Origin of the sequence: Arthrobacter sp. AG258 (assembly GCF_004364695.1) — a bacterium.
In the GTDB taxonomy this organism is placed as follows: domain Bacteria; phylum Actinomycetota; class Actinomycetes; order Actinomycetales; family Micrococcaceae; genus Arthrobacter.
The window spans coordinates 46,168-68,946 of record NZ_SOBI01000005.1 but is presented as its reverse complement, the minus strand read 5'-3'; the positions used below and the strand labels follow the sequence as shown (position 1 = coordinate 68,946).

The following is a 22,779-nucleotide window of genomic DNA, read 5'->3' as shown; positions in this document are numbered from 1 at the left end:
GGCCGGACCGGCCTCACGGCGCGAGGCTTCGCAGGATCGACGCGGCCGGGCCCGCCATGGTGGTCCGGTAGTTGATGCCTGCCCAGAGGTTCAGCCCTTCCGGATCCCCCGCGGCTGCCGCCGCGGCACGCAGGGGAGTGGTGAGGTGGTGGATTTCCGGGTACCCGTAGGGGGCATCGGCGTCGTGGCGGCCCATGAACGCGTTGTACAGCCCGCGGGCATTGCGGCCGGAAAACGCACGGGTAACGGCGGTGGTGGTGAAATGCTCCGGGGACGCCAGTGCCGCCCGGTGCGCCGGCTTGGTTCCGGCTTCGTCGGCGCGGAGGAAAGCCGTGCCGGCCTGGACTGCTGCTGCACCGATGCTGAGGGCGGCCCGCGTTTCGTCCGCAGTGGTGATCCCGCCGGCCGCGACCAGGGGCACGTCGAGGTCGGACAGCTCCTCGAGGATCCCGTGCAGGGGCACCTCCGGCGGGGCGCCGGCGGAGTCGAAGGTGCCGCGGTGGCCGCCGGCCTCGGGCCCTTGGACGCAGAGGGCATCCGCACCCCGGGTAAGTGCCTGGAGTGCCTCGTCCCGGCCGGTCACCGTGGCCATGACGTACACGCCGCGTTTCTTCAGGGATTCCACAACGTCTGCACCGGGAAAATCGAAGGTAAAGGACACCACCGCCGGTGCCAGGTCCAGCAGGACCTCGAGCTTCCTGTCCCAGCCGTCATCGTCGTGCCGTGGATCCCCCAGTTCGACGCCGAAGCGTTCGGCGTCGGGGGCGAGCGAGGCGGCATAGCGCTGCAGGGCGTCGGGAGTGATGACGGAGGGCTGGGGGACAAAGAGGTTGACACCGAAGGGTGCGCCCGTGTGTTCCCTGACGGCTTCAATGTCGGCGCGCATCGCGTCCGCCGTCTTATAGCCGGCGGCCAGGAAACCCAGGCCGCCGCCGGCGCTGACCGCAACCGCCAGCTCCGGAGTGGACGGCCCGCCCGCCATGGGCGCCTGGATGACGGGCAGTTCCAGGGACCTGGGACTGAACCGACGTGGTTTCCGCTCGCTGTTCAACTCATGCCTCCCGGGCCGGCTGCGCCTACCTGACGAATGCTACGCCGGTCCTGCTCCGGCACGAAGCGGCGGGGATGGAGCCGCCGGTATGGAGCCGCCGGTATGGACCGGCCGTGACAGGGCCGGGGCGTGCGGGGGAACGTCCCTAGGCGTCGTGGCTTCCTGCCGCCACCGGGCCTGCGGGCGCAATCCGCGCCACCGTGACCTTCACGGAAACGTCCGCCGGGGCAAAGTGCTTCCGGACCGCGGCGGCAACACCACGGACCACATCCGGGGTACGGGCCTCCGAGCTGACGCCTACCCGCACGGTCACCTCGGTGCGGCCGTCCTGGTCACGGACGTCCACGAGGGCGTCGTTTTCCGGCTCCGCGGCCCGCGGGTTCAGTACGGACGCGGCCCGGGCCGGCAGGCGCTGCCACAGGCTCCGTGCGGGAAATACTTCCGTGACGCCGTCGACCGCCATGACGACGTTCTTCAAGGGTGTGGTCACTGTTCCTCCCGGGGGGCGTCGATGACGTCGGTGATGGTGATGTCGATGGCCGCAATGGTCAATTCCGTGTGCCTCGCCAACGCCTCGGCCAGATCCTGCCGCAGCGATGCCGCACTGTCCATGAGGTGTTGGCCGAACAGCACGGCGAGGTCCACACGGACCGTCACCGGCTCTCCGGGGAGGGTGACGTCGCCGTCGAGCTTTACGCGTCCGGCTACTGTCCCTGGCAGGTTGTCAGCCACGGACCGGACCAGCGCAAGCACGGCCCCTTCCGTTTCGGACAGCGTGTCGGCGGGGTCGTCGGACCGCAGCGGGATGGTCCTGCCGGGCCGCAGTTCCAAGGCCAGGTTCGCCAGGATGTCCTTCATCCACTCGTCCGTGCCACTGCCGGCCGCGGCAACGTCGCTGGCAAAGAGCTCGTTGCCGGCGGCGGAAAGCCGGCGGAGGGAGTCGAGCCCGTTGCGGCATTCCGGGCAGGATTCCAGGTGGTGCGGGTCGGCGAATTCACCCGTGTCCAGGTAGATGCTGAGTTCCTCAAGTGTGTGGCCGCACTCGAATGTGTCGTGGGGCATGCTCATCGCCAATCCTCCATTTCGCGGACCAAGGCAGTCCTGGCACGGGCAAGCCGCCCCCGGACACTGGCTGGGCTGATGTTCAGGGTTTGCGCAATTTCTTCGTAGCTCTGTCCGTTGATCTCTTTCAGGATCCAGCAGCGCCGCTGCTCTTCGGGCAGGGTGGCCAGGGCCGCCTTCAGCGATTCGATGCCGGCGCCGGCCACCGCTGTCGTCTCGGGCCCGGCTCCGGGCGAGACAGTGTCCGGCGGCGCGTCGTCCTCCCCGCCGGCCAGGCTGGTGTGGTTCCTGCGGCGGCGCAGCAAATCGATGCTCCGGCTGCCGGTCAGCCGCAGCAGCCACCCTTTGACGGCCGCCGGGTCGCGCAGGGTGTCCAGTTGCTTCCACGCTTGGACCAGCGCTTCCTGCACGGCGTCGTCGGCGTCCGCGTAGGAACCTGTCAGCCTGCGCGCGGAGGCCCGCATGTGTGGGCCGTAGCGCCGGGCGAGGGCTTCAAAGGCCGCCGTGTCGCCGTCGGCCGCCCTGCCCACCAAAATGGCATCGGGGACCAGATCCAACTGGTCCCGCATCAAGGGTGAACCTGTCACCGAACCCTGCTTTCACTATCGGCGCGAACGCCTGACGCGCGGCAGGCAGGTCCGCGGACCGCCGTGGCGGTGCCGCGGGCCTGCCGCCGGGATTGGCTAGTCTTTGCGGAAACCTTCTTTGACCTTGGCGGCAGCGTCCTTGAGGTTGCTGCCGATGCTCTTGGCTGCGTCCTTGACCTTCTCGCCCGCTTCCTGGAGTTTCGCCTGCGCCTGGTCCCGCTGGCCTTCACGTTCCAGCTCCTCGTTGCCGGTCAGCTTGCCGGCACCTTCCTTGGCGGCGCCGAGGTGGTTGGTTGCCGCGTTGTTGAGCTTGTCGTCGAGTCCCATGATGGTGTGCCTTTCTATCGTGTTCGGTTTCGTGCTAGCCCGCGCGCAGTGCCCGGGCCAGTTTGGTCCTGGTTCCAGTTCCTATTCGGACCAGGACGTCGGTGTGATGGCCCAGCAGTGCATCAATGCTGCGGACCAGTTCCTCGGCCACGTCCGCCACCTCCCGCGGCGAGGCGCCGCGGCGTGCCTGGAGGGTCAGGCGCAGGGAGGTGCGCGCGGCGTTTTTGGAGCCGCGCCGGCGCCACGCGGTCAGGGAACTGCCGACGACGGACCGGTTGCCTTCCAGCGCCGCCTCCACGGCGGCTGCCAGGTAGGAGACCTCCACTGCGGTAGCCCCCAGTTCCGGGTCGTCTTCCCGCGCCGCCGTCCTGGTCCGGCCGCCGCCTTGGCGGGCCAGCCAGAGAATCGTGGTGAGCGCCGCCAGCAGCAGTACCGCTGGCACGGCCAAGGACCACCAGCTGCCCAGCGGTTCCGGCGACGGCGCGGTGTCCCGGAGGGCCTGCCACGCCGTCAAGGCGCTGCCGGCGACGGCGGTCCAGCCCGTGCGTACGTCCGCGCTCAGCCCGGCGGCCGCCACCAGGATTCCAGCGCCGATCAGGATCACTCCGGCAAGGGCCAGAAAGGTCCTGTTCATTGCCCTGTTCGTGTTGTTCATCGTCCTACTGCCCCTTCCGCGGCAATGGCCACATCCGCTGCCAGGTTCCTGGCCAGCCGGCAGGAAGCAACTTCCCGGGCTGCCGCTTCGGTGAGCGCGTCCCGGTCAAGGGGCTGGCCCGACGTCGGCCGGACCGACACGTGCGCGCGGCGCCGTCCCACCGTTGTGCTCACCTGCTCCGGCGCCAGGTTGGCGGCCAGGCGCACTTGGCGTGAAACGGCGGCGGCAATGGCTTCGTCATCCACCACCAACGCCAGGCGCTCGCTGTGCATGGCCCGCCGGCCCCGGCGGCCGCCCTTGAGCGCAGCCACGAGAAGCACTGCCCCAAGTACCGCCGCCGCGGTACCGGCTGCTGTCAGCCCGGCCGGTTGCACCGCCTGTGGCAGGTCCCTTATGGCATTCGCCATGGCATCGGGGCCGGCCACGAGCGGACCGCGGCCCAGGAGTGCGAGGACGCACTCGGCCCCCAGCCACACGAAGCCGGCGAGCAGCAGCACGGCCGTGGCCACGGACAGTCCGGTGCGCGATGAGTGCGTCTCCCTCCGGAGCATCCGCTTTTGCATGCGGCCCTGGTTCATGGCTGCCTCCCGTCCTGTTTCCGTGCCCGGTCCGTGCGGGCTGCTTTGGCCGCCCGTGGGGCCGCGGTGAGCCGGATGTTGATCCGGCCAATGTCCATCCCGGTGATCCGCCGCCCGGCGAAGGCGATCCTCAGCCGGGCAATGTTTGCCTGCTCGAAGGTGGAGTGTTGCTCCCTTCCCGCCGGGGCCGCGGCCAGGAGCGGGGGAACAGGGAGCCGCATCTGGAGATCGACCCCGAGTTTTCCGGCATCGTCCCGGAGGGCGGCGGAAACGTCATCCCGCGGGACGCCGTACGCGCCGGCTGCCACGGCTTCCAAGGTGTGCCGCAGGGCAGCCGGGGCGATCCGGGTATGGCCCCGGCGGGTCACGACGACGAGCGCCGGCCGCGCAGGGCGTCCAGCACGGCGCCGAGGTCCAGTTGCCCCTCGGCCGCCCGGCCCAGGACCGCGCCGATGGCCATGAAGATGGCCGTCAGCAGGAAGCCCCAGAAGCCGAAGGCGAGGGCGGCCAGAGCCAGCACGGCCCCTGCGGCCGTGCCGGCGACGACGGGGGTCATGCGACCCTCGGTTCGCGCTCGGCGTCGTCCGCGTCATCGCCCTCGGACGGGACGTGGATATCGGTGATGGTGATGTTGACCTCGGTGACTTCCATGCCCACCAGGTCTTCCACTGCCGTGTAGACGGCATCGCGGGCCCGGTCCGCCACCTGCTGCAGGGGGTGCGGGTACTCGACCACCAGGGTGACATCCACGGCCACCTGGGTCTGGCCGACCTCCACGCTGACACCCTGGGTGAGGTCCTTCTGGCCCACCTTCTCGCGGAGGGTGCCAATGGCGCGGGCTGCCCCACCGCCCAGCGCGTACACGCCGTCAATCTCCTGGATGGCGATGCCGGCGATTTTTGCCACTACGCCGTCGGCCACCGTGGTGCGTCCGCGGCCGTCCGCGCCATTGGCGGGGGACAGTTCATGGCCGGGTGCGGTGGCTGCCTTCTTCTGCTGGACTGCTGCGGGGTTCTGCGCCTGGGTAGTCATTGCGTCACTCCTTGTTTGCTCTGGAAAGGGTTCCAAGGGCGCGTTCTGCGCCTTCACAAGTAAGGACGGGGCCAGGGCGGAAAACGTCACGCAGTTTCTTGAGTGACCCCTGTCACACCTGACTGAGGGCGTGAAAAAGGGGAGTGGACCACGACGGGAGGTCCCGTCGTCGTCCGCTCCCCGTGGGGCGCTGCTTAGACGGCCGCCAGGGCCGCTTCGTCGCCTCGAACGCTCAGCGTGAAGGTGTTGGGGCCGCTGCACGTGACGGCGATGCGGCAGGTGGTGGTGTTGTGCCGGGCGGAAAGGTCCGTTACCGCGGAGTCGAGGGTCTCGTGGAAAGACGCCCGGTCCCAGATCTTCAGCGTCACGGATTTGGCAGCGTTAAACGTCATTGTTCAGTACTTTCCTTCGTCAGTGCGGCCCCTTTCGGGCCGCTGGAGTGGCCTGTCCACGCTTCGGGGATCGGTGGCCTGCGCTCACCGGTGGGCCTCGTTGCGTCACCAGGATTTCGGAGCGGGAGCTTGCCCGCCCTCCATATCCATAGTGCCCAAGCCGGAACGGCGCTCGAAACCAAAAAGCGCTTTATTGCGGGTGTTTCTCGTCACGTTTAGCGAGGCGCGGCGTCTATTCGTCGAAGTGCGCCGGGATCGTTTGCTCTCCGGAAATGGATGCAATGACGGCGGTGGCCACCTGCCGGAGCTTGATGTTGCGGGTATTCGAGGCGCGGGTGAGGATGCCGAACGCCGTGTCCCGGGTGCAGCGGTTTTGGGCCATGACCGCTCCCACCGCCATATCGATGACTGTCCGGGACTGCATGGCCGCGGAGAGGTCGTTCCTGGTTTCACGCAAGCGGGCAATCCGCAAGACCAGGCGCAGCGAGTTTGCCGCGTGCCGGGCGAAAGTCTCCACGGTTGCGATGTCCTCGACCGAGAAGCCGTTGGTGCGGCCGGAATAGAGGTTCAGCACTGCCTCGCCATCTCCACCGAGGTCCAACGGGACGGCGAGGATGGAGGAGACCCCTTGATGCAAGGCAGTCCGGACGTAGTCCTGCCAGCGGGTTTCGGCGGCAAGGTCGGGAACCAGGAGGGTGCGTTCCTCCCGCAGCGCTGTCAGGCAGGGGCCTTCGCCAAAGCCGTTCTGCAATTCATCCAACACGCTCGCGGCGGCGTCACTGGCGGCAACGGCTTCGGGTTTCTTTTGCCGGATAACCGTGACGCCGCTGTGGATGGTGTTGCCGGGGATGCTCAGCCGGGAAGACACCAGGACGGCCAATTCCGTCATGAATGCCCTGATGTCGCTGCTCTCAAGGACGAGTTCCTGCAGCGACAAATCGGCATCCCATCCACTCTTGAATCCGGTGGGAAGGGAACCTTCGTTGTCGGTCATGCGCCGTCGCCTCCAATGAATTCGTTCATAGCCAGCGTGACGAGTCCCACCTGTGCTGCGGGCAGGTGCAGGGCTTCATTGAGGTAGGCATCCAGAGCCAGTTCGTCAACGTCCCCGCCGATGCCGTAGTAGTACGTCCAGAGTTCAACCAGCGTCACCTTGGAGGCCTGGAACCGCTTCGCTGCAATCCGGCGGTGCGCATCTGCCTCGTTCAGTTGGTCCGGGCCACCCATCCAGTCCGCGTTCATCATTGCCGTCCATCCGGCGATCCCGGGATGTAGCCCCCATCAACGATCTCGGCAGCAATTTCCCGGATCCGCTTGTTGTTTGATGCAGCAGCGGCCTGCAGCACCGTGAGGGCGCCGTTCCTGCCGCCGCGGGTCTGGAGCATGACCAGGGCGACGGCCGCGTCCACAACGGCGCGGGATTTGAGCGCAGATCGGAAATCGTCTCCAGGGGCCTCCGGCGCATGCAGCCGCAGCGCCAGGCGGAGGATGCGGGACATCGAGGCCGCGTGGTCCTCCACGAAGGCAATGGCGGCCGGATTGAAGGCGTGTGTGGTGTAGGCGTAGGAGTTCAGCGCTGCACGTGCGGAGGAGTCTGTGTGGATGGGGACCGCCAGTACGGAGCGGACATTGTCTTCAGCGATGCTGTCCAAGTACCGGCTCCAGCGCAGATCATTGGCCAGGTCGCCAATCAGTACCGTTCTTTGCTGCCGGAGGGCCGTAAGGCAGGGGCCAATGTCGAAACCATACTGCGTCTCGTCGAGCCGGTACCCTTCCTGGCTGCTCGCGGCCACGGTGGCGAGTCCGCCGTTCCGCTCCACCGTGATGGTGCACTCCATGGTGCGGCCGTCCGCGCCCAGCTGCGCAGCGGAGATAGTTGCCAGGCCAAGGAGGAAGTCCGGGAAGCCGGGGCTGTCCAGGAGCAGGTCCTGCAGCCTGTCTGACAGGGAGATGATATTTTCCTTGGCCATCGGGCCTCGATCCTCAGTACGCCAGGGTTGCTGCTCCCGGCTTGCGACCCCCGCTCTCTGCGCGGCTGGCCCGTGTGGCAACCCCTGGATCTGCTGGCTATCCGGAAATCTCCTATATCCGACACTACGCCTCCGCACCTGCATTTGGTACGCGGGCGCCGGCACGCGCTACCCGTCGGAACCTGCACGGTGGCCACCGTCCTGGTCGCCTCCGTCCTTTTCGCCGCTGTCTTCCGTTTCGGAGTGGTGGGAGCCGTTGAAATCGTCGGAGTAGGGCGCCCGGGGCCGGGGAAGGTCGTCGATCAGCTCGTTCGCCGCCAAGGCAAGCAGGTCCCGTTGGATCGGTGGGAGGGAAAGAAGCCCTTGCAGGTAGGCCTCCACTTCGTACTCGCCGGCGTCTCCGGAGAGGCCAAAGTACTTCAGCCAGAGGTCGGGGACCGAGATGTCGGCAGCCTTCATCGCGGCTCTGAGTTGGCGTCGCTGTTCTGGTTCGTTGGGGTCGAAGCCCATGGCGAACCTAGGTTCCGGAGGCCGGCGTCCCGGCCACGACGCGTTCGCTGACCTGCTGCAGCGATGTTTTTTCCTCCGGGGCCTGCCTGATGAGGAACCGCACGGCGTCTTCCTGCCGCAAACCCATCCGTTCCATGACGACCCCGGTGGCACGGTTGACCAGGTCGCGGGTATACAGCGACGCCTGGAGTTCCGCCGTCATCCGATGCGGAGCCTCATTGGCCTGGATATGGGAGATCAGCGTGGCGGCCGGCGCTGCGAAGAGCTGGAGCAGTGCAGCGCTCCCGTGGTCGTAGGTGTCGGGGGCTGCGGCGTACAACTTCAGGGCACCCAGGGATACCTTCCCCGCCAACAGCGGCGCGCTGACTACTGCGAGTACGGGCAGCCCGGCGATGCCGTTGCGCCACCGGGGCCACCGCTGTTCCACGTTGAGGTCGGTGACCAGCGCGGGTCGCTCTGACGCCCACGCCGTAAGGCAAGGTCCTTCGCCATATTCATATTGAACCGTGTCCGCCTGGGAAACGATCGTGTCGGTGTATCCACTGCTGGTACGGCGTCCCCGGCCGTCGATGAGTGAGACGCCTGCCCCGATGGTGCCGGGGACTGATTCCTTGGCGGCCCGGGCCAACAAACGGATGGCGGTTGTGACCTTTTCTTCCGTTGGCAGTAATCCCTGGATGCGAGCGATCACCGCGGTTAGCTCGTCAAGGGGAAGTTGCGCCATGGTCCCAGCATAGATCCACACCCGCACCGGGCTCCGCACGGCCCGGACCGTCCGAAACCCGCCCAGGCAGGGAGGGCTTGACTGGATGGGTGGGTGGCGGTTCGCTGGAGGACATGTTGAGTTCATCCGACCCTGAATCTGCCCAAGACCTCCAGAGCATCCTGGTGGGCTCAGAGAATGGCATCGAGTTCCTTTCCGGGTTGTCACGCCTTGCCGCCGCCGCCGTTTCAGAGGCAGGCGGGGGTGTGGTGGAGTGTGCCGTCACCCTGAAGATGAAGCGACGGCCCACCACGGCTGCGGCCAGCAGTGCACGTGCCCTGGAGCTGGACCAGCTGGAACAGGCGTTGGGTGATGGTCCCTGCGTGAAGGCGTTGCGTGAGATGTCATTGGTGTTGATCGACGACGTCGAGTCCGATTCGCGATGGCCTGAATACAACCGGGCGCTCCTGGCGGCCAACGTCCACAGCTCGCTCGGTGTTCCCTTGGAGATCACTGGCGAGACCGCCGCGGCATTGAATTTCTTCGCCTCGCGGCCCGGCGTATTCACAGCGGACGTCCTCGAAAAGGCACTCGGCTTTGCGGCCGCAGCCCAGAACACACTGCATTTGTCGGTGCGCATCGATACCGCCCGGAACCGTGCTGACAACTTGGAGGCTGCCCTGGAGAGCAGAACCGCCATCAACCTTGCCTGTGGGGTGATCATGGCGCAGAACCGCTGCTCACAGCAGGAGGCGATGGATATCCTCGCCCGGGTCTCCAGCAACCGCAACCGGAAACTCCGGGATGTCGCCAACGAACTCATCGAGCAGTTGACCGGGAATGGCGTCAGGACCCATTTCGAGGCGTAACTGTATGCCGGCCGTTCCGGCGTCCAAGGCTGTTTGGAAACCCATTGACACCTCCATACTGGCGGACTAACGTACAACCAAATGGTTGTAGATCAGCTCCGTGAGTCCGAACGTGACCGCCTCTTCCAGGCGTTCGCCGATCCCACCCGGCGTGACATCGTCCGCCGGGTCACGGTGGGCGAGTACAGCGTGTCCGGGCTCGCGGCCTTCTATTCCATGAGTTTCGCCGCCGTCCAGAAGCATGTGGCGCTGCTGGAACGCGCATCGCTGGTCACGAAGGAAAAACGCGGAAGGGAGCAGGTTGTCCGGGGCAACCACGAAGGGCTCCAGGAAGCCCGGCGGCTGCTCGACGAATACGAACAGATCTGGCGGCAGCGGGCCGCCAGGATGGCAGACATTCTTGCTGAAGGTTAGGAAGGCACGGCCATGGCAGTCATCAGTATGGACAAGGACCCCGAGGCGCTCTCCCTCACGCTGGTCGCCGAGTTCGACGCCGGCGTCGAACGCGTCTGGCAGCTCTGGGAAGATCCCCGCCAGCTCGAGCGTTGGTGGGGACCACCCACCTGGCCGGCTACGTTCCACCGGCACGACTTCGTCCCCGGCGGGCGCGCAAACTACTACATGACCGGCCCGGAGGGCGAGAAGGCCCATGGCTGGTGGGAGTTTACGGCCATCGAGGCACCCCGGCAGCTTCAGTTCGACGACGGGTCCGCGGACAGCGACGGAAACCCCACGGGCGACCTGGGCGTCACCCATGCGACGGTCACGCTCGAGCCGCTGGGGGAGCGGACGCGCATGACCATCCATTCCGCGTTCGAGTCCGAAGAGCAGCTGGAGAAGATGGTTGCCATGGGGATGGAGGAAGGGATGATGCTGGCCGCCGGCCAGATCGACGGCATCCTCGCAGAGCCCGCCAACATCTGAACCTGCATCTGAACCCGGCAACCGGCGGGAACCTTGCGGCGGCGCCAGGTGGGCGGACGACGGCGGGACGTCCCGCCGTCGTCCGCCCACCTGCGGGCGTTGAACGCGCAGGCCGGCGCCGCAATACTGGAAGGCGGACCAACCTGAGGTGAGGCGGTGGCGGCAATGAGTGGCGGGTCGGCGGGGTTCCGGAGGCGGCTGGAGCGGGCGGCCGAAGTGCGTTCATACCGCGGTGCGGGCATCAGCGCCGAGGAAGAAGCCACGTTGGATGCCCTGGACGCTCAGGAGCGCGACAAGCGCCGGAAGGTCAGCGACGCCGCCCGCGCGGAATACCTGGTCCGCGATGCCATGGCGCAGGGCAAGTTCGACAACCTCAAGTACGCCGGCAAACCGATTCCCGGCCTTGGCGATTCCTATGATCCGGACTGGTGGGTCAAGGGGCTGATCCAGCGGGAGAATATCAGCGGCCTGGGGCCGGCAGCCATCCTGCTCCGCGCTGAGGATGCCCACCTTGATGCGACTCTCGACGCCCTGTCCACGGAGCAGCAGGTGCGGGACCTCCTGCAGGACTTCAACAAACGGGTTGTCGATGCACGCCGGCAATTGCAGGGCGGTCCGCCGGTCATCACGAAGACGCGGGACGTAGAAGTGGAACTGGACCGCTGGCGGAACCGCCGGGCAGCGCGCGTTGTGGAACTACCCGCGGAGCCGGAGCCTGTGCGTTCCTGGTGGCAGCGGCTGTGGAAAGGGCCCGGCCGGGGCTAGCGCAATTTGCGGCGCAGGCCGATCCCGCGCTGGTATCAGGGCTTTCGGCACCAGGGCTTCGGGTATTAAGGCTTCGGTGTCGGATTTGGGCCGATCATCGATGCTGGCGGCGGAGCGAACGGTGCTGCGGGATACAGGGCCGCCACCTTGAGCATGTAGTTGGCCCACTGCGGCCCGGCAATCATGTAACCGTCCAGGCTGGGATAGAACGTGCCGTTGATGGTGACGTTCTCGCCGGCACGCGTCTGGCCTCCCAGGGCATCCCCAAAGAAGGACGCGGTGACCAGGCCGGTGGTGTAGCCCACCACCCAGGTGGAGCCGTTATTGTTCGACGTTCCGGTCTTGGCTGCGGTGGGGAACTTGTCCTGCACCTTCGGGGTGATCCACACGCCTGATCCCCGTTTCAAAACGTCCTGCAGCACCGAGTTCACGCCACGGGCCACATCAGGCTTGACGGCGTCACGGCAGTCCGGGGCCGGCACGGGAAGTTTCGCGCCCGCGCCATCAGTGACCTCCACCAGGGCGATGGGCGTGCAATAGCGGCCCTCGGTGGCGAAGGTGGCAAAAGCGTTCGCAAGGGTCAGGGGTGCGACTCCTGTGCCGCCCAGCAAGTTGCCCAGCTGGTGCATGTTGACCGGCGTGCTGTCCAGTCCGCTATGCAGGCCCACCGAGTCCACCATCTTCTGGATGCCACAGAAATCGAGCTGTGCTGCCGAGGCGAACGTGGCGGTGTTGATCGAGTTGTAGAGGCCGAAATTGACAGGCATTGGCCGGTAGAAGCCGTCCTCGGCGTTCTGCAGGTCGTCCGCCGCGCCGAGCGTGGGATTGTTCTGCGCTGTGTCATAGGCGCCCAGTACTTTGCCGCAGCTGTCCTTCCACGGGAAGTCGAGGGGATAGACCCGGCGTGACGCGTCCACCACCGCGGTAAGGGCCTTCCCCTCGTTCAGCCACTCGGCAAACGTGAACGGCTTCATGGTCGATCCCGGCTGGAACCCGCCTGCCCCGTTGAGGTCGTTCCCCTGCGCGTCCTTGGCGTCCACGTTGAAATTCAGGTTCGTGTCGAACTTGCCCGGTTGTGGAAGGAACACCGTGTTCTGGGCCATCGCCAGGATCTTGCCGGTGCCCGGCTGGATGCTCACCAGGGATGCGGCCCAGCGGTCCGGGTTGGCGCCTGCCGTCCCGTCCACCTGTGCCTGGGCCGCAGCTTGGAGCCTGCTGTCCAGGGTGGTCACGATCGTGAGTCCGCCCCGGTACAACCGCCGCTCCCGCTCGGCCTCGCTTTGCCCGAACGCGGGATTGTCCAGGATCAGGTGGGAAATGTAATCGCAGAAGTACGGCGCCATGGCGGCATTGGCGCACCCCTGTTCCGGGGGCGTGATCTTCAATTCGATGGGAGCGGCCACCGCCTCGTCATGCTGGGCCCGGGTGATATTGCCCAGGCGCAGCATTTCGGACAGGACCTGGTTCCGGCGTACTGCCGAGTTGTCCGGATGGATGGCCGGATTGTAGAACGTGGGGCTGTTCACCAGCCCGGCCAGCAGGGCCGCCTGCGGCAGGGTAAGGTCCTTTGCCGTGGTGCTGAAGAAGTAGCGGGCCGCCGCCTCGATCCCGTACGCGTTGCTGCTGAAGAAGACGATGTTCAGGTAGCCCTCAAGGATCTGGTTCTTGGTGTACTTCTTCTCGAGGGCGATGGCCAGCTTCATCTCCCGCAGCTTGTCGCCCAGGTTCTTCTGCCCGCTCAGGACCACCGCATCCGGCCTGTCCTGTGAAAGCTGGGCTTCATTGAGGACATTCGTGACGTACTGCTGGGTGATGGTTGACGCCCCTTGCTCGCCGCCTTTGGTCAGGTTGGAAAACAGTGCGCGGAGGATGCCCTGCGGATCCACCCCGGCATGCTCATAGAACCTGCTGTCCTCGATCGAAACAATGGCGTCCTTGATGAAGGGTGACATCTGGTCCAGTGGCACCCGAACGCGGTTCTCCGCATAGAGGGTCGCGATCGGCTGGCCGTCGGCGCTCAGGACCCTGGTGGCTTGTGACGGCGGCTGCACCGTCAGTTCCGCAGGCAGGTTGTCAAAGAATCCAATGGAGGAGCTGACGCCGAGGCCCGCGGCTGCCACTGCTGGGACCACCAGGCTGGCAGCCAGTACGCCACACAGGATGCTGGCTGCAATGAACCCCACGAGCCGTCCCACGGCTGCGCCAAATCCATGCCTGCGCTTCCGCTTCTTCGCCATTCCTCAGCCCTCGTGCTCCAGGGTGTGATCAGGATACGCCGCCGGCCAACGGCGTAACAGAGGCTTGACGGTCAGGATTTGGTCACGTCAAAGGTCTTGACCAGCGATAGTTACCGACATATCGTTAACTATCGCTGAAGTAATCAGCGAGATACCTGAAGTGAAAGGACGATGCCGCTATGAAAGGCATATTCGACGACAAGCACCCCGGCCCGGAGTTCGCCAAAGGCCGCTTCGAGCGGGGGAGGGCCCACAGGGGGCCGCACGGGCACCGTGGGCCGGGGTTTGGGCCCGGCTTCGGACCCGGTTTTGGACCCGGTTTTGGCCCGGGCTTTGGTCCCGGGTTCGGTCCCGGTTTTGGCCGCGGCGGCCGGCGGGCCAGCCGGGGGGATGTCCGCGCGGCCATCCTCTCCCTCCTGGCCGAGGCGCCATCCAACGGTTACGGACTGATCAAGACCATTGCCACGAAGACCGGTGGCATGTGGCGGCCCAGCCCCGGATCGATCTACCCCACCCTCCAGCAACTGGTGGACGAAGGCCTGATCGAGGCGCTCAGCGAAGGCCGGGGAACAGAGTTCGCGCTCACCGATGCGGGCAGGGCCTATGTGGCAGAGCATGCAGAGGAGATGGAAAACGCCTGGAATGCAGAGCCCGACAGTGCAGACCGGGACTTCCACGAGAGCATTGGAAAGCTAATGGGTGCCATCCATCAATTCCGCGCGGGTGTGACCGGGGAACAGCGCGCTGCAGCTGTCGCAAAGATGGATGAAACGCGCCGGGCCCTCTACAAGATCCTTGCTGACTAGCAGCTCCAGGCGGTCCGGGCCGGCAGGCGCCGGCTGCGCCCGGCCGCAGGTCCCGGGAAGAGAGTTCCCGGGCGGAGAAGCTAAGCGAACGCGTCTTCCTTGGCGGGCACCCCGGCCTCGGCTGGTGCAGCGGCTTTGGCCGGGCCCGCGGCGGCGTGGGCTGCGTGGTGGTTCAGCATGTGGCCCAGGGCGCTGAAGCCCGAGCCCATTTCTCCGAAGGCGTAGGCCGTTTCCGCATGCTCGGACAGGTCCACGCCGGCGGTCTCAGCTTCATGGCTGACACGGAACCCCACCGTCTTGTTGATGACCAGGCCAATGATTGCCGTCCCGATTCCGGACAGCAGCAGGGTGATGACGACGGCAGCCGCCTGGGCCACCAGCTGCTGGATGCCGCCGCCGTAGAAGAGTCCGCCTCCTTGGCCGTTTACGGGCAGGGCAACGAATCCCAGCGCCAAGGTGCCGATGAGGCCCGCTCCCAGGTGGACTCCCACGACGTCCAGCGAATCATCGAGGCCGAAGCGGTACTTGAGGTCCACGAACACGCAGCAGGCAACCCCGGCAACGAGGCCCAGTCCTACGGCCGCGAGCGGGCTGATGTTTGCGCAGGACGGCGTGATGGCGACCAGGCCGGCAACCACGCCGGAGGCGGCGCCCAGGGAGGTCGGGTGCCCGTGGCGCACCTTCTCGGTCACCAGCCAGCTCAGCATCGCCGCGGCGGGGGCTATCAGGGTGTTGACCCAGATCAGCCCGGCCTGCTCCACGCTGGTTGCGGCGCCGCCATTGAAGCCAAACCAGCCGAACCACAGGATTGCTGCGCCCAGCATGATGAACGGGATGTTGTGCGGTCGGTGGTTGGGGTCCTTCGCGAAGCCGTGCCGCTGGCCAACGATGATGGCGAGCACCAGGGCGGCCGTGCCGGAGCTGATTTCCACCACCGCGCCGCCGGCGAAGTCGATGACCTGGCCGAAGATTGCCGTGACGGCGCCGCCTGCACTCATCAGGCCGCCGCCCCAGATCATGTAGGCGAGGGGGCAGTAGATCACCGTGATCCAGACGGGCACGAAGAGGGCCCAGGCACTGAATTTGGCGCGGTCGGCGATGGCACCGCTGATCAAAGCCACGGTGATGATGGCAAAAGTGGCGCTGTACCCGGCCTTGAGCAGGTCCGGGGATCCAATGAGGTTCTGCAGGCCGAAGCTGGTGAAGGGGTTGCCGAAGACTCCCAGCACACCGTCGCCGGTGGTCATGGAGTAACCCCACAGGACCCAGACCACGCCGACGATGCCGGCAGAGATGAAGCTCATCATGATCATGTTCAGGGCGGCCTTGGCGCGGGTCATGCCGCCGTAGAAGAGGCCAAGGCCAGGAGTCATCAGCAGTACCATCGCGGCTGAAATCATCAGCCAGACGTGTTGGGCAGTGATTTCCACTGGTGGGTCCCTTCGCAGCGTGAACGTTGTGCGGGGCCCTTTTGGCCCCGTGGCATTTCCCCCGCGGTCCATTTTTCGTGCCGCGTGTTTCAGCCAGTGCCGCTTAAAGTTGCGGCCGCGTTACACAAATCGCTCCTGCGTGAAGTTCACGTATCAGCCATGTTTCAGAAATGTAAACGCGCCCCCACCGTGAGGAATCGTCCTGGCCGCCGGGCCCCGCGATGCTGCGGACTTCGCGGGGTTTCCGGCTGTTTCAGGGGTGAGAATCCGCCGTCGTGCGTCTTTTCGCCTTATGTTTCGGCGCCGTGAACGGCGATTCGCCCGTTCAGAAGCTGCGGGCGTTGGCCAGGACCGGCAGCGTGGCGCGCACGGAGTCCACGGACGCCGGATCGATGTCGACGACGGCGAGTTCGGGATTTCCGCCTAGTGACACCACGGCGGTACCCAGGGGAGTGACGACGGCGCTGTGCCCGATTCCGGTGGGCGCCGCACCTGCGGGGCCTGCGCCGATGGTTTCGGGATCGCCCTGGCCGCACGCAACCACGAACGTGGTGCTGTCCAGTGCCCGGGCACGCACCAGCAGGTCCCACTGCTCGGCCTTGCCCTCGCCGGCTCCCCAGGAAGCGCACACAATGTTGACGTGTGCTCCCGCGTTGGCGTTGGCCGTGAACAGGGCCGGGAAACGGACGTCGTAGCAGGTGGCCAGGCCGAACACGGTGCCGTCGAGCTCGAACGTTACCGGCGCCTGCCCGGCGTCCACCGTCTTGGATTCGGTGAAGCCGAATGCGTCAAAAAGGTGGACCTTGTCGTAGGACGCCTCCACGGAGGGGCCGGTGACCAGCAGCGTGTTGCGGACGCGCCCTTCCGCGCCGGGGGTGAACATGCCTGCCACGATGGTGATGTCCAGGTCTTTGGCGACGCGGCGCACCTCGCCTGCCCAAGGGCCGTCAAGTGGTTCGGCAATGTCTTTCAACGAGTTCCCAAAGGCCCGCATGGCCGCCTCCGGGAAGACCACCAACTGTGCGCCGGCGTTTTTCGCCTGGGCCGCGTAGTCCCTGATGATGCCGAGGTTGGCCGCGGTGTCGGCGCTGCTGATGATTTGGGCGATGGCGATACGCATGGAAGATCTCCGATCTGTTGTATACATAATGTATGGTAAAAATTTCGGGTTCGGCCGCCTCGGGCCGCGAAAAGGCGTACGCCTACCTGCGCGAGAACGTCCTGACGGACCCGGAACTGCAAGGCCGCTTCCTCAACGAACAGGAGCTTGCGGCGGACATCGGGGTGTCCCGCACTCCGGTGCGCGAGGCGCTGTTGCTTCTGGTTTCCGACGGGCTGGTGGAGCTTATTCCGCAACGGGGCGCCTACGTTCCGGTGGTCACCGGCCGGGAGATTTCCGAGCTGATGGAACTTCGCGGCGTGCTGGAAAGCCATGCGGCCAAGCTTGTCATTGACGAACACCGGGTGCCCGCCAAGCAAATGCAGGACACCCTGCGGCAGCAGGCGCAGATTCCGGACAACGATGAACCGGACGATGCCCGCGAATTCATCCGCCTGGACACGCTCTTCCATCAGCAGCTCATCGACGCCGCCGGAAACGAACTCATTTCCCGAACGTACAGCAAGCTGCATGTCCGCCAGGTCCTGGTGGGCGTTGCCGCACTGTTCCGCACCGGAGGCAGGCGCGAGGCGGTGTGCGCCGAACACCAGGACATCCTCGATGCCCTGGTGGCCGGCGATTCCGCACGTGCCAAAGAGGCTATCGACCATCACCTCGCGGTGACGCGGGACATCCTCCTGCGGAGCTGATCACAGGGTTTCGCCTGCGCCGGACACGCGAGCCGCTTCGCCGGCCGCCCTGGATTCAGCACTGCCTTCCAGCAGCAGGCGGTAGTCCTGGTCCTCCACGGTGTTGCTGTCGCGGCCCAGGGCAAGCCCCACGAGGGTTACGGCCGCTGCGACCGCAACGTAGATGGCCACCGGAATCCAGGTGCCAAACTGCGACAGCAGCACGGTGAACAACAAGGGGGCGATGGCGCCGCCGATGACGCCTGCGAAGGTGTAGGCCAGTGAACTGCCCGTGGACCGGAGCCGGGGTGAGAACTGCTCCACGATGAAGGCGGCCTGCGGCCCGTACATGAAGGAGTGCGCCGCCAGGCCCAGGACAATGCCCACGATCAGCATCGGCTCATTGTTGCCGCCAAGGACGCCAAAGAAGACAAAGGTCCACACGGCGCCGGCCACTGCGCCCACGCCGTAGACCAGACGCCGGTTGAAACGGTCCGAGACTGCGCCGGCCAGGGGAATCATGAACAGCTGGAAGGCCGAGCCCACCAGGACGGCGGTGAGCACCTGGTTGCGTTCGTAGCCGAGCGCCTGGATGCCGTAGGTGAGGGTGAAGACGGTGAAGAGCGCGTACAGCACGTCCGGGCCCACCCGGCACAGGATGGCGGCAACGAGTGGCCGCAGTTCCGTACTGAACACTTCCCGGATGGGCGCGGCGGGCTGTTCTCCATGGGCTTCGATCGCCTTGAAGATGGGGGTGTCCTCCAGCTTGAGCCGGATCCACAGGCCGAAACCGACCAGGAGTGCGGAGACCAGGAACGCGATGCGCCACCCGAAGCTGATGAACTGCTGTTCGGTGAGCATCAGGGTCAGGACCGCCAGCGCACCGTTGGCCAGCAGGTTCCCGGCGGGCGGACCCACCTGCGCGGCCGAGGCCCAGAAACCCCGCCGCTGCGGGTCGCCGTATTCGCTGGAGAGCAGCACTGCGCCGCCCCATTCACCGCCCACGCCCACGCCCTGGGCGAAGCGCAGGAGCACCAGGATGATCGGCGCGGCAATGCCAATGCTGTCGTAGCCCGGAAGGACGCCGATCAGCACCGTTGCCACGCCGATGATCATCAAAGTGGTGACCAGGACCTTCTTGCGTCCGATCCGGTCACCGAGCCGTCCGAAGACCACACCGCCCACGGGCCGTGACACATAGCCGACCGCGTAGGTGGAGAAGGCGAGGATGGTGCCGGTCAGGGGATCGGAGGACGGAAAGAAAACGATGGGGAAAACGACAGCGGCCGCCGCGGAATAGACGGCAAAGTCATACCACTCCAGTGCCGTGCCGGTCAGGCTCGCCGCAAATGCCTTGACAAGGCCCTTTGGGCGGATTGGCGGGCCTGACTGCGGCGCTGCGCCCGCACCGGAAACCGGAGAATTGCTCATTGTGTCCTCCACAGTGGATTTTGAGGTGACGCCTGTCACGCTGGCGTTAAATGTATACATTACGCATACTGGATGTACATTGGCGACTGTTTCCGGTTTCCGGTTTGTTAATTTTCCCGCGGTGCACCGGCTCCGCGGCCTTCGAAAAGGACGGCACCATGACGGCTCTCAGCTTTGAACTTCCCGACGGCAGCATCAAGAACGTGCAGGTCCGGCACCTCCTCAACGCCGGCTACGCGGGGCGTGAGCAGGATGAGGTGCAGGCCCACATCGCAGAACTTGCCGAGCTCGGGGTCCCCGGCCCCACCACCACTCCGGCCATGTACCCCGTCTCGCCCTACCTCGCGCAGCAGGTATCCGAGGTCCGCGTCCAGCATGGACGCACGTCCGGTGAGGCGGAATGGGCGCTGGTCATCACCGACGACGGCGTCCTGCTCACCGTCGCCTGCGATCACACGGACCGTGAGCTCGAAGTGCATGGTGTGGCGTGGAGCAAGAATGCCAGCCCTGACGTCCTTGGCCGCAAGGCGTGGCGGCTTGACGATGTGCGGGACCACCTGGACCGCATCACGCTGCGCGGCTGGGTAGGGGAGGGGGAGACCCCGGACACCCTCATCCAGGACAGTTCCCTCGAGGCCCTGCTGACCCCGGACTACTGGCTGGAGGTGCTGGCCGCGCGCGGGCTCAACCAGCCGGGCACCGTGCTGATTTCCGGCACCGTGGCGATGACGGGCGGCGTCAACCAGTTCGCCCGCAGCTGGAAGGTGGAGATGGCGGATCCGGAGACGGGAGAATCGCTGGACGTCCAGTACGTCGTGGAGCAAATGCCGCAGCCCATCGGCTAAGCGCTGCACCGGGGCAATAACGGCATAAAAAAGGTTCCGCCGCCCCACCAGGGGCGGCGGAACCCTTCCGCGCCGCGAAGCTACTGCCTGTAGCCCTCCACTTCACTGACGGGACGGGCCTGGGCCTCGTTGGGGTTTTCCCCGGATTCCTTCTTGGCCCGCCTTTGTCGCAACAGGTCCCAGTATTGGTCCAGGCTTTCCTCCACGTACTCCAGGCGCGCCTGGTCCGGGGCCTGGCCTCCGGCGGACCCCTCGCGCAGCGCATGCTCCTCTTCCACGAGGGCCTGGATGTGCGTCAAAATATCCTGATCATTCATTGGGCTTCCCCTCACTCCGGTCCGGTCACCTTCAGCCTACGTAGCTGGTGCTGAAGCCACCAGTCCCGCGCTGTACCATCGATTTCATGTCCACTGCGCTCGATATGGCAGGTCCCATCCTGGAAGTACTGACCTGGTTGTGCCTGCCCGCCGGGCTGGGACTGCTGTTCTACACCGGGTTCCTCCGCCGCTTCATCCACCCGTGGGACGTGGCAGAAGCCGTGGTGTATTCGGACTCCACCGGCGTAGGGTTCCGCTGGTACGACCGGAAGCACCAGGTGCACAACGCCCCCATGTCCCCGTACGACATCAGGGACATGGCCGTGGGGGACACGTTGCCGATCTACTACCACCCCAAACGCCCAACCCAGTGGCAGTCCACCGTACCGGAAGAGGCGGGCAGGACGGCGTCAGTCCTGGGCCGCTGCCTGACGGCCATCGGCACCGTGGCCCTGTTGGGCGGCTTCGTCCTGCCGATGTTCTAGCTTCGGCTGCTAACCCGTCACCACCACCACAACGCCGAGGGCGCCCAGGACCACGCCCGCGAAGGCGGTCCAGAGCACAGCCGAAAGGTCCGCTTCGATGCTCTCCCCGGCCAGGCCGTGGGACCTCGCCCGGTAGCGGCGGCGCTGGGTGAGGTAGATGGCCAAGGCGGCGGCTCCGGACACCGCCGGGAGCATCAGGATGGGCGGCCCGTACGTGGGAAGCCAGCGAAGGAAGAAGGCGCTCGCCGTCACCAGCGCCAACATGGTCCGGCCCCAGGCCAGCGCCGTCCGTTCGGGTTGGAGACCCGGATCACCGTGCGGCCGGGGTGCGCCGGATGCCATCAGCGCAGAAGGACAAAAACGAGGACGACGGCGGCCGCCAGCGCGCCTGCCCCGGCCAGCAGGGGGACGAAGAAAGGCAGCGGAAGCGGTGCTTTGTTGCGCATGCTGCGCTCCACGCGAAGCCACCGCATGGCAGCGCCGCCGCTGAGCATCATGCCCATGAGAAGGAGGATGATGGCCAGGCCTTTGCGGACCGGTTCGATGAAAAGGCCTGAGGTAAAGGCTTCGAGGGCAATGCCACCGGCGAGCAGCGCAAGGGAGGTGCGGATCCATGCGAGGAAGGTGCGTTCGTTCGCGAGGGTGAACCGCGGATCCGGTTCCTCGCCGCCCGGCAACAGGCGTTCGGCGAGCCGTCCGCGCGGCGGCGGGGCTGCGGTCCCGGGCGGATGCTCACTGTTGGTCACGGGCCCAGTGTAGCCGCGCCGTCAAAGCACGGACTCCGGTCAGGCCGCCCGGCGGAGTGCCGCCTTGCCGGCCAGATGCTCACCGATGGGGAGCGCGGCAGTGGCTGCGGGGGACGGGGCGTTCAATACGTGGAGCATCCGGTCGGTCCCTGCCAGCAGGAAATCGTGGAGGAGCGTGCCGTCCCGGCGTACCGCCTGCGCCCTGATGCCTGCCTCGCGGGGCAGCAGGTCGCCTTTGGCCAGGCCAGGCGCGTATTTTCGGCATTCCTGCAGGTAGCTTCCCTTGAACAGGGAGTTCCGGACCTCCCGCACGGCGGTGGCGGCATTGGACCTCGCCACGTGCCACAAGCCCGGAAAGCGCAGGTAGCGGGCCACGTCCTTCGGATGGACCGAGAACTTGGCGTACCCCTCCCGGGACAGGCCCAGCACCGCGTTGGGTCCTACGGTGATACCGCCGTCGATGGTGGGCGTCAGGTGCACGCCCAGGAAGGGCAAGTCCGGGTCGGGCACCGGGTAGATCAAGTGTTTGACGTAGTGCGATTTTGCGGCCGGCAGCTCAAAATACTCGCCCCGGAAGGGAACAATTTGGACGTCGATTTTCATACCCGCCAATTCGGCGAGCCGGTCCGACTGCAGCCCGGCGCAGGCCACCAGGCGGCGGCAGGCGTAGGTGTCCCGGTCGGTCCCAACCTCCACGTGGCCGGCGTGCTCCACAATGGAGGTGACCCGGGCTCCGGTGTAGACGCGTCCGCCGGCGGCCGTGATGAGTTCGGCCAGCTTGCGCGCCACCTCCTGGTAGTCAACGATGCCGGTGCTTGGGATGAACAGGGCACCCAGCCCCGCAACATTGGGTTCGCGCCGGTTGAGCTCTGCGCCGTCGATCCGCTCGCAGTCCAGGCCGTGGATGGCGGCACGCTCCTCAAGCCGGTCCAGCCGTTCCCGTTCCACCGCCGAGGTTGCCACCAGAAGTTTGCCCGGCTCGGCATACCTGATGCCGTGGTCCCGGCAGAATTCCCTGGTCTGGCGGGCTCCGGCCTTGCAGAATTGGGCCTTGAGGCTGTCCGGGGCGTAGTAGATGCCGGAGTGGATGACGCCGCTGTTGTGCCCCGTCTGGTGCGAAGCCAGTGCGGGGGCCGCCTCCAGCAGGACCAATGATGCGTCGGGCTCTTTCCGCAGGAGCTGGTAGGCGGTGGCAAGGCCCACGATTCCGCCACCAATGATGCAGTAGTCCGTCCGTTCCACGGCTCTCCGCCTTTCGTTGTGGCTAGA

General features: G+C 66.2%; 32 protein-coding genes. 8 read left to right on the top strand and 24 right to left on the bottom strand.

The features are described from left to right. Positions 1–13: 13 nt before the first annotated feature. The 16 genes from DFO47_RS11825 to DFO47_RS11750 all read right to left on the bottom strand — a co-directional run bounded on the left by DFO47_RS11825 (position 14) and on the right by DFO47_RS11750 (position 8,888). Positions 14–1,051, bottom strand: coding sequence for a nitronate monooxygenase (locus DFO47_RS11825; protein ID WP_133831752.1), 1,038 nt, complete (start codon positions 1,049–1,051; stop codon positions 14–16). A 145-nt stretch (positions 1,052–1,196) separates the two neighbouring features. Beyond that, positions 1,197–1,541, bottom strand: a complete 345-nt coding sequence (locus DFO47_RS11820) for a hypothetical protein (protein WP_133831751.1) — start codon at positions 1,539–1,541, stop codon at positions 1,197–1,199. Next, complete coding sequence (locus tag DFO47_RS11815; RefSeq protein WP_243835464.1) at positions 1,538–2,113, bottom strand: Asp23/Gls24 family envelope stress response protein; 576 nt, start codon at positions 2,111–2,113, stop codon at positions 1,538–1,540. Before DFO47_RS11815 ends, DFO47_RS11820 begins: the two co-directional genes overlap by 4 nt. Before the next feature lie 2 nt (positions 2,114–2,115). After that, entirely contained in the window at positions 2,116–2,682 is a 567-nt protein-coding gene (locus DFO47_RS11810) for an RNA polymerase sigma factor (protein WP_018761001.1), read from the bottom strand. Between the two features lie 114 nt (positions 2,683–2,796). Continuing rightward, positions 2,797–3,027, bottom strand: coding sequence for a CsbD family protein (locus DFO47_RS11805; RefSeq protein ID WP_109045708.1), 231 nt, complete (start codon positions 3,025–3,027; stop codon positions 2,797–2,799). Between the two features lie 34 nt (positions 3,028–3,061). Beyond that, on the bottom strand, positions 3,062–3,661 hold the full coding sequence (locus DFO47_RS11800) for a hypothetical protein (RefSeq protein ID WP_243835462.1): 600 nt from the start codon (positions 3,659–3,661) through the stop codon (positions 3,062–3,064). Positions 3,662–3,678: 17 nt separating this feature from the next. Next, positions 3,679–4,260 (bottom strand): DUF6286 domain-containing protein, encoded by a 582-nt coding sequence (locus DFO47_RS11795; RefSeq protein WP_133831748.1) that lies wholly within the window; start codon positions 4,258–4,260, stop codon positions 3,679–3,681. Further along, on the bottom strand, positions 4,257–4,628 hold the full coding sequence (locus tag DFO47_RS11790) for a hypothetical protein (RefSeq protein WP_133831747.1): 372 nt from the start codon (positions 4,626–4,628) through the stop codon (positions 4,257–4,259). The genes DFO47_RS11795 and DFO47_RS11790 overlap by 4 nt, the downstream gene beginning before the upstream one ends. Then, positions 4,625–4,816 (bottom strand): DUF2273 domain-containing protein, encoded by a 192-nt coding sequence (locus tag DFO47_RS11785; RefSeq protein WP_133831746.1) that lies wholly within the window; start codon positions 4,814–4,816, stop codon positions 4,625–4,627. Before DFO47_RS11785 ends, DFO47_RS11790 begins: the two co-directional genes overlap by 4 nt. Further along, a complete protein-coding gene (locus DFO47_RS11780) occupies positions 4,813–5,292 on the bottom strand; it encodes an Asp23/Gls24 family envelope stress response protein (protein ID WP_018761007.1) in 480 nt (159 codons plus the stop codon). The genes DFO47_RS11785 and DFO47_RS11780 overlap by 4 nt, the downstream gene beginning before the upstream one ends. Before the next feature lie 194 nt (positions 5,293–5,486). Beyond that, a complete protein-coding gene (locus DFO47_RS11775; protein WP_018761008.1) occupies positions 5,487–5,684 on the bottom strand; it encodes a hypothetical protein in 198 nt (65 codons plus the stop codon). 232 nt (positions 5,685–5,916) lie between these two features. Further along, positions 5,917–6,678, bottom strand: coding sequence for a GAF and ANTAR domain-containing protein (locus tag DFO47_RS11770; RefSeq protein WP_133831745.1), 762 nt, complete (start codon positions 6,676–6,678; stop codon positions 5,917–5,919). Continuing rightward, a complete protein-coding gene (locus tag DFO47_RS11765) occupies positions 6,675–6,929 on the bottom strand; it encodes a hypothetical protein (RefSeq protein WP_231369847.1) in 255 nt (84 codons plus the stop codon). Before DFO47_RS11765 ends, DFO47_RS11770 begins: the two co-directional genes overlap by 4 nt. Then, entirely contained in the window at positions 6,926–7,654 is a 729-nt protein-coding gene (locus tag DFO47_RS11760; protein WP_133831744.1) for a GAF domain-containing protein, read from the bottom strand. The genes DFO47_RS11765 and DFO47_RS11760 overlap by 4 nt, the downstream gene beginning before the upstream one ends. A 168-nt stretch (positions 7,655–7,822) precedes the next feature. Next, positions 7,823–8,164, bottom strand: a complete 342-nt coding sequence (locus DFO47_RS11755; protein WP_133831743.1) for a hypothetical protein — start codon at positions 8,162–8,164, stop codon at positions 7,823–7,825. A 7-nt stretch (positions 8,165–8,171) separates the two neighbouring features. Continuing rightward, positions 8,172–8,888, bottom strand: coding sequence for a GAF and ANTAR domain-containing protein (locus DFO47_RS11750; RefSeq protein ID WP_133831742.1), 717 nt, complete (start codon positions 8,886–8,888; stop codon positions 8,172–8,174). A gap of 113 nt (positions 8,889–9,001) precedes the next feature. Here DFO47_RS11750 and DFO47_RS11745 point away from each other — a divergent pair, with 113 nt between their 5' ends. From DFO47_RS11745 to DFO47_RS11730, 4 genes are all read left to right on the top strand, one after another. Further along, a complete protein-coding gene (locus tag DFO47_RS11745; protein ID WP_133831962.1) occupies positions 9,002–9,736 on the top strand; it encodes a GAF and ANTAR domain-containing protein in 735 nt (244 codons plus the stop codon). 81 nt (positions 9,737–9,817) lie between these two features. Beyond that, entirely contained in the window at positions 9,818–10,150 is a 333-nt protein-coding gene (locus tag DFO47_RS11740; RefSeq protein WP_133831741.1) for a metalloregulator ArsR/SmtB family transcription factor, read from the top strand. A 12-nt stretch (positions 10,151–10,162) separates the two neighbouring features. Continuing rightward, positions 10,163–10,660 carry an SRPBCC domain-containing protein gene (locus DFO47_RS11735; protein WP_133831740.1) on the top strand — a complete coding sequence of 166 codons (498 nt, stop codon included), beginning with the start codon at positions 10,163–10,165 and terminating at the stop codon, positions 10,658–10,660. 165 nt (positions 10,661–10,825) lie between these two features. Next, positions 10,826–11,425 (top strand): DUF1992 domain-containing protein, encoded by a 600-nt coding sequence (locus DFO47_RS11730; protein WP_133831961.1) that lies wholly within the window; start codon positions 10,826–10,828, stop codon positions 11,423–11,425. A gap of 65 nt (positions 11,426–11,490) precedes the next feature. On the opposite strand, the gene DFO47_RS11725 is transcribed toward DFO47_RS11730, so the two are convergent. Further along, entirely contained in the window at positions 11,491–13,662 is a 2,172-nt protein-coding gene (locus DFO47_RS11725; protein ID WP_133831739.1) for a transglycosylase domain-containing protein, read from the bottom strand. Between the two features lie 179 nt (positions 13,663–13,841). Between DFO47_RS11725 and DFO47_RS11720 the strand changes: the two genes are divergently transcribed. Further along, positions 13,842–14,468: a PadR family transcriptional regulator gene (locus tag DFO47_RS11720; RefSeq protein ID WP_133831738.1), complete on the top strand. Its 627-nt coding sequence runs from the start codon at positions 13,842–13,844 to the stop codon at positions 14,466–14,468. A gap of 80 nt (positions 14,469–14,548) precedes the next feature. Here the strand turns inward: DFO47_RS11720 and DFO47_RS11715 are convergent, their stop codons facing one another. Together DFO47_RS11715 and DFO47_RS11710 are read right to left on the bottom strand one after the other, a co-directional pair. Continuing rightward, a complete protein-coding gene (locus DFO47_RS11715; protein ID WP_133831737.1) occupies positions 14,549–15,898 on the bottom strand; it encodes an ammonium transporter in 1,350 nt (449 codons plus the stop codon). A gap of 325 nt (positions 15,899–16,223) precedes the next feature. Next, complete coding sequence (locus tag DFO47_RS11710; protein WP_133831736.1) at positions 16,224–17,018, bottom strand: carbon-nitrogen hydrolase family protein; 795 nt, start codon at positions 17,016–17,018, stop codon at positions 16,224–16,226. Between the two features lie 32 nt (positions 17,019–17,050). Here DFO47_RS11710 and DFO47_RS11705 point away from each other — a divergent pair, with 32 nt between their 5' ends. Continuing rightward, positions 17,051–17,707, top strand: a complete 657-nt coding sequence (locus DFO47_RS11705; protein ID WP_018761022.1) for a GntR family transcriptional regulator — start codon at positions 17,051–17,053, stop codon at positions 17,705–17,707. Here DFO47_RS11705 and DFO47_RS11700 read toward each other — a convergent pair whose 3' ends face one another. Next, positions 17,708–19,117, bottom strand: coding sequence for an MFS transporter (locus DFO47_RS11700; RefSeq protein WP_133831735.1), 1,410 nt, complete (start codon positions 19,115–19,117; stop codon positions 17,708–17,710). Positions 19,118–19,275: 158 nt separating this feature from the next. On the opposite strand from DFO47_RS11700, the gene DFO47_RS11695 reads away from it, so the two are divergent. Next, on the top strand, positions 19,276–19,962 hold the full coding sequence (locus DFO47_RS11695; RefSeq protein WP_026264390.1) for a DUF2848 domain-containing protein: 687 nt from the start codon (positions 19,276–19,278) through the stop codon (positions 19,960–19,962). A gap of 80 nt (positions 19,963–20,042) precedes the next feature. Here DFO47_RS11695 and DFO47_RS11690 read toward each other — a convergent pair whose 3' ends face one another. After that, complete coding sequence (locus DFO47_RS11690; RefSeq protein ID WP_133831734.1) at positions 20,043–20,279, bottom strand: DUF2630 family protein; 237 nt, start codon at positions 20,277–20,279, stop codon at positions 20,043–20,045. A gap of 86 nt (positions 20,280–20,365) precedes the next feature. On the opposite strand from DFO47_RS11690, the gene DFO47_RS11685 reads away from it, so the two are divergent. Continuing rightward, positions 20,366–20,764, top strand: coding sequence for a hypothetical protein (locus DFO47_RS11685; protein ID WP_018761026.1), 399 nt, complete (start codon positions 20,366–20,368; stop codon positions 20,762–20,764). A 9-nt stretch (positions 20,765–20,773) separates the two neighbouring features. On the opposite strand, the gene DFO47_RS11680 is transcribed toward DFO47_RS11685, so the two are convergent. Genes DFO47_RS11680 through lhgO form a run of 3 tightly spaced genes read right to left on the bottom strand, consistent with a single transcriptional unit; the run spans position 20,774 to position 22,752 of the window. Then, positions 20,774–21,106, bottom strand: coding sequence for a DUF202 domain-containing protein (locus DFO47_RS11680; RefSeq protein ID WP_018761027.1), 333 nt, complete (start codon positions 21,104–21,106; stop codon positions 20,774–20,776). Further along, entirely contained in the window at positions 21,106–21,510 is a 405-nt protein-coding gene (locus DFO47_RS11675; protein ID WP_133831733.1) for a DUF202 domain-containing protein, read from the bottom strand. Before DFO47_RS11675 ends, DFO47_RS11680 begins: the two co-directional genes overlap by 1 nt. Before the next feature lie 39 nt (positions 21,511–21,549). Beyond that, positions 21,550–22,752: an L-2-hydroxyglutarate oxidase gene (lhgO, locus tag DFO47_RS11670; RefSeq protein ID WP_133831732.1), complete on the bottom strand. Its 1,203-nt coding sequence runs from the start codon at positions 22,750–22,752 to the stop codon at positions 21,550–21,552. Between the last annotated feature and the right edge of the window lie 27 nt (positions 22,753–22,779).

Excerpts from the sequence above, each read along its gene's own strand:
- DFO47_RS11815 (WP_243835464.1), bottom strand. The coding sequence starts at position 2,113 with ATGCCCCACGACACATTCGAGTGCGGCCACACACTTGAGGAACTCAGC.
- DFO47_RS11810 (WP_018761001.1), bottom strand. The coding sequence starts at position 2,682 with ATGCGGGACCAGTTGGATCTGGTCCCCGATGCCATTTTGGTGGGCAGG.
- DFO47_RS11805 (WP_109045708.1), bottom strand. The coding sequence starts at position 3,027 with ATGGGACTCGACGACAAGCTCAACAACGCGGCAACCAACCACCTCGGC.
- DFO47_RS11800 (WP_243835462.1), bottom strand. The coding sequence starts at position 3,661 with ATGAACAGGACCTTTCTGGCCCTTGCCGGAGTGATCCTGATCGGCGCT.
- DFO47_RS11795 (WP_133831748.1), bottom strand. The coding sequence starts at position 4,260 with ATGAACCAGGGCCGCATGCAAAAGCGGATGCTCCGGAGGGAGACGCAC.
- DFO47_RS11785 (WP_133831746.1), bottom strand. The coding sequence starts at position 4,816 with ATGACCCCCGTCGTCGCCGGCACGGCCGCAGGGGCCGTGCTGGCTCTG.
- DFO47_RS11780 (WP_018761007.1), bottom strand. The coding sequence starts at position 5,292 with ATGACTACCCAGGCGCAGAACCCCGCAGCAGTCCAGCAGAAGAAGGCA.
- DFO47_RS11775 (WP_018761008.1), bottom strand. The coding sequence starts at position 5,684 with ATGACGTTTAACGCTGCCAAATCCGTGACGCTGAAGATCTGGGACCGG.
- DFO47_RS11770 (WP_133831745.1), bottom strand. The coding sequence starts at position 6,678 with ATGACCGACAACGAAGGTTCCCTTCCCACCGGATTCAAGAGTGGATGG.
- DFO47_RS11765 (WP_231369847.1), bottom strand. The coding sequence starts at position 6,929 with ATGATGAACGCGGACTGGATGGGTGGCCCGGACCAACTGAACGAGGCA.
- DFO47_RS11760 (WP_133831744.1), bottom strand. The coding sequence starts at position 7,654 with ATGGCCAAGGAAAATATCATCTCCCTGTCAGACAGGCTGCAGGACCTG.
- DFO47_RS11755 (WP_133831743.1), bottom strand. The coding sequence starts at position 8,164 with ATGGGCTTCGACCCCAACGAACCAGAACAGCGACGCCAACTCAGAGCC.
- DFO47_RS11750 (WP_133831742.1), bottom strand. The coding sequence starts at position 8,888 with ATGGCGCAACTTCCCCTTGACGAGCTAACCGCGGTGATCGCTCGCATC.
- DFO47_RS11745 (WP_133831962.1), top strand. The coding sequence starts at position 9,002 with ATGTTGAGTTCATCCGACCCTGAATCTGCCCAAGACCTCCAGAGCATC.
- DFO47_RS11740 (WP_133831741.1), top strand. The coding sequence starts at position 9,818 with ATGGTTGTAGATCAGCTCCGTGAGTCCGAACGTGACCGCCTCTTCCAG.
- DFO47_RS11735 (WP_133831740.1), top strand. The coding sequence starts at position 10,163 with ATGGCAGTCATCAGTATGGACAAGGACCCCGAGGCGCTCTCCCTCACG.
- DFO47_RS11730 (WP_133831961.1), top strand. The coding sequence starts at position 10,826 with ATGAGTGGCGGGTCGGCGGGGTTCCGGAGGCGGCTGGAGCGGGCGGCC.
- DFO47_RS11725 (WP_133831739.1), bottom strand. The coding sequence starts at position 13,662 with ATGGCGAAGAAGCGGAAGCGCAGGCATGGATTTGGCGCAGCCGTGGGA.
- DFO47_RS11720 (WP_133831738.1), top strand. The coding sequence starts at position 13,842 with ATGAAAGGCATATTCGACGACAAGCACCCCGGCCCGGAGTTCGCCAAA.
- DFO47_RS11710 (WP_133831736.1), bottom strand. The coding sequence starts at position 17,018 with ATGCGTATCGCCATCGCCCAAATCATCAGCAGCGCCGACACCGCGGCC.
- DFO47_RS11705 (WP_018761022.1), top strand. The coding sequence starts at position 17,051 with ATGGTAAAAATTTCGGGTTCGGCCGCCTCGGGCCGCGAAAAGGCGTAC.
- DFO47_RS11700 (WP_133831735.1), bottom strand. The coding sequence starts at position 19,117 with ATGAGCAATTCTCCGGTTTCCGGTGCGGGCGCAGCGCCGCAGTCAGGC.
- DFO47_RS11695 (WP_026264390.1), top strand. The coding sequence starts at position 19,276 with ATGACGGCTCTCAGCTTTGAACTTCCCGACGGCAGCATCAAGAACGTG.
- DFO47_RS11690 (WP_133831734.1), bottom strand. The coding sequence starts at position 20,279 with ATGAATGATCAGGATATTTTGACGCACATCCAGGCCCTCGTGGAAGAG.
- DFO47_RS11685 (WP_018761026.1), top strand. The coding sequence starts at position 20,366 with ATGTCCACTGCGCTCGATATGGCAGGTCCCATCCTGGAAGTACTGACC.
- DFO47_RS11680 (WP_018761027.1), bottom strand. The coding sequence starts at position 21,106 with ATGGCATCCGGCGCACCCCGGCCGCACGGTGATCCGGGTCTCCAACCC.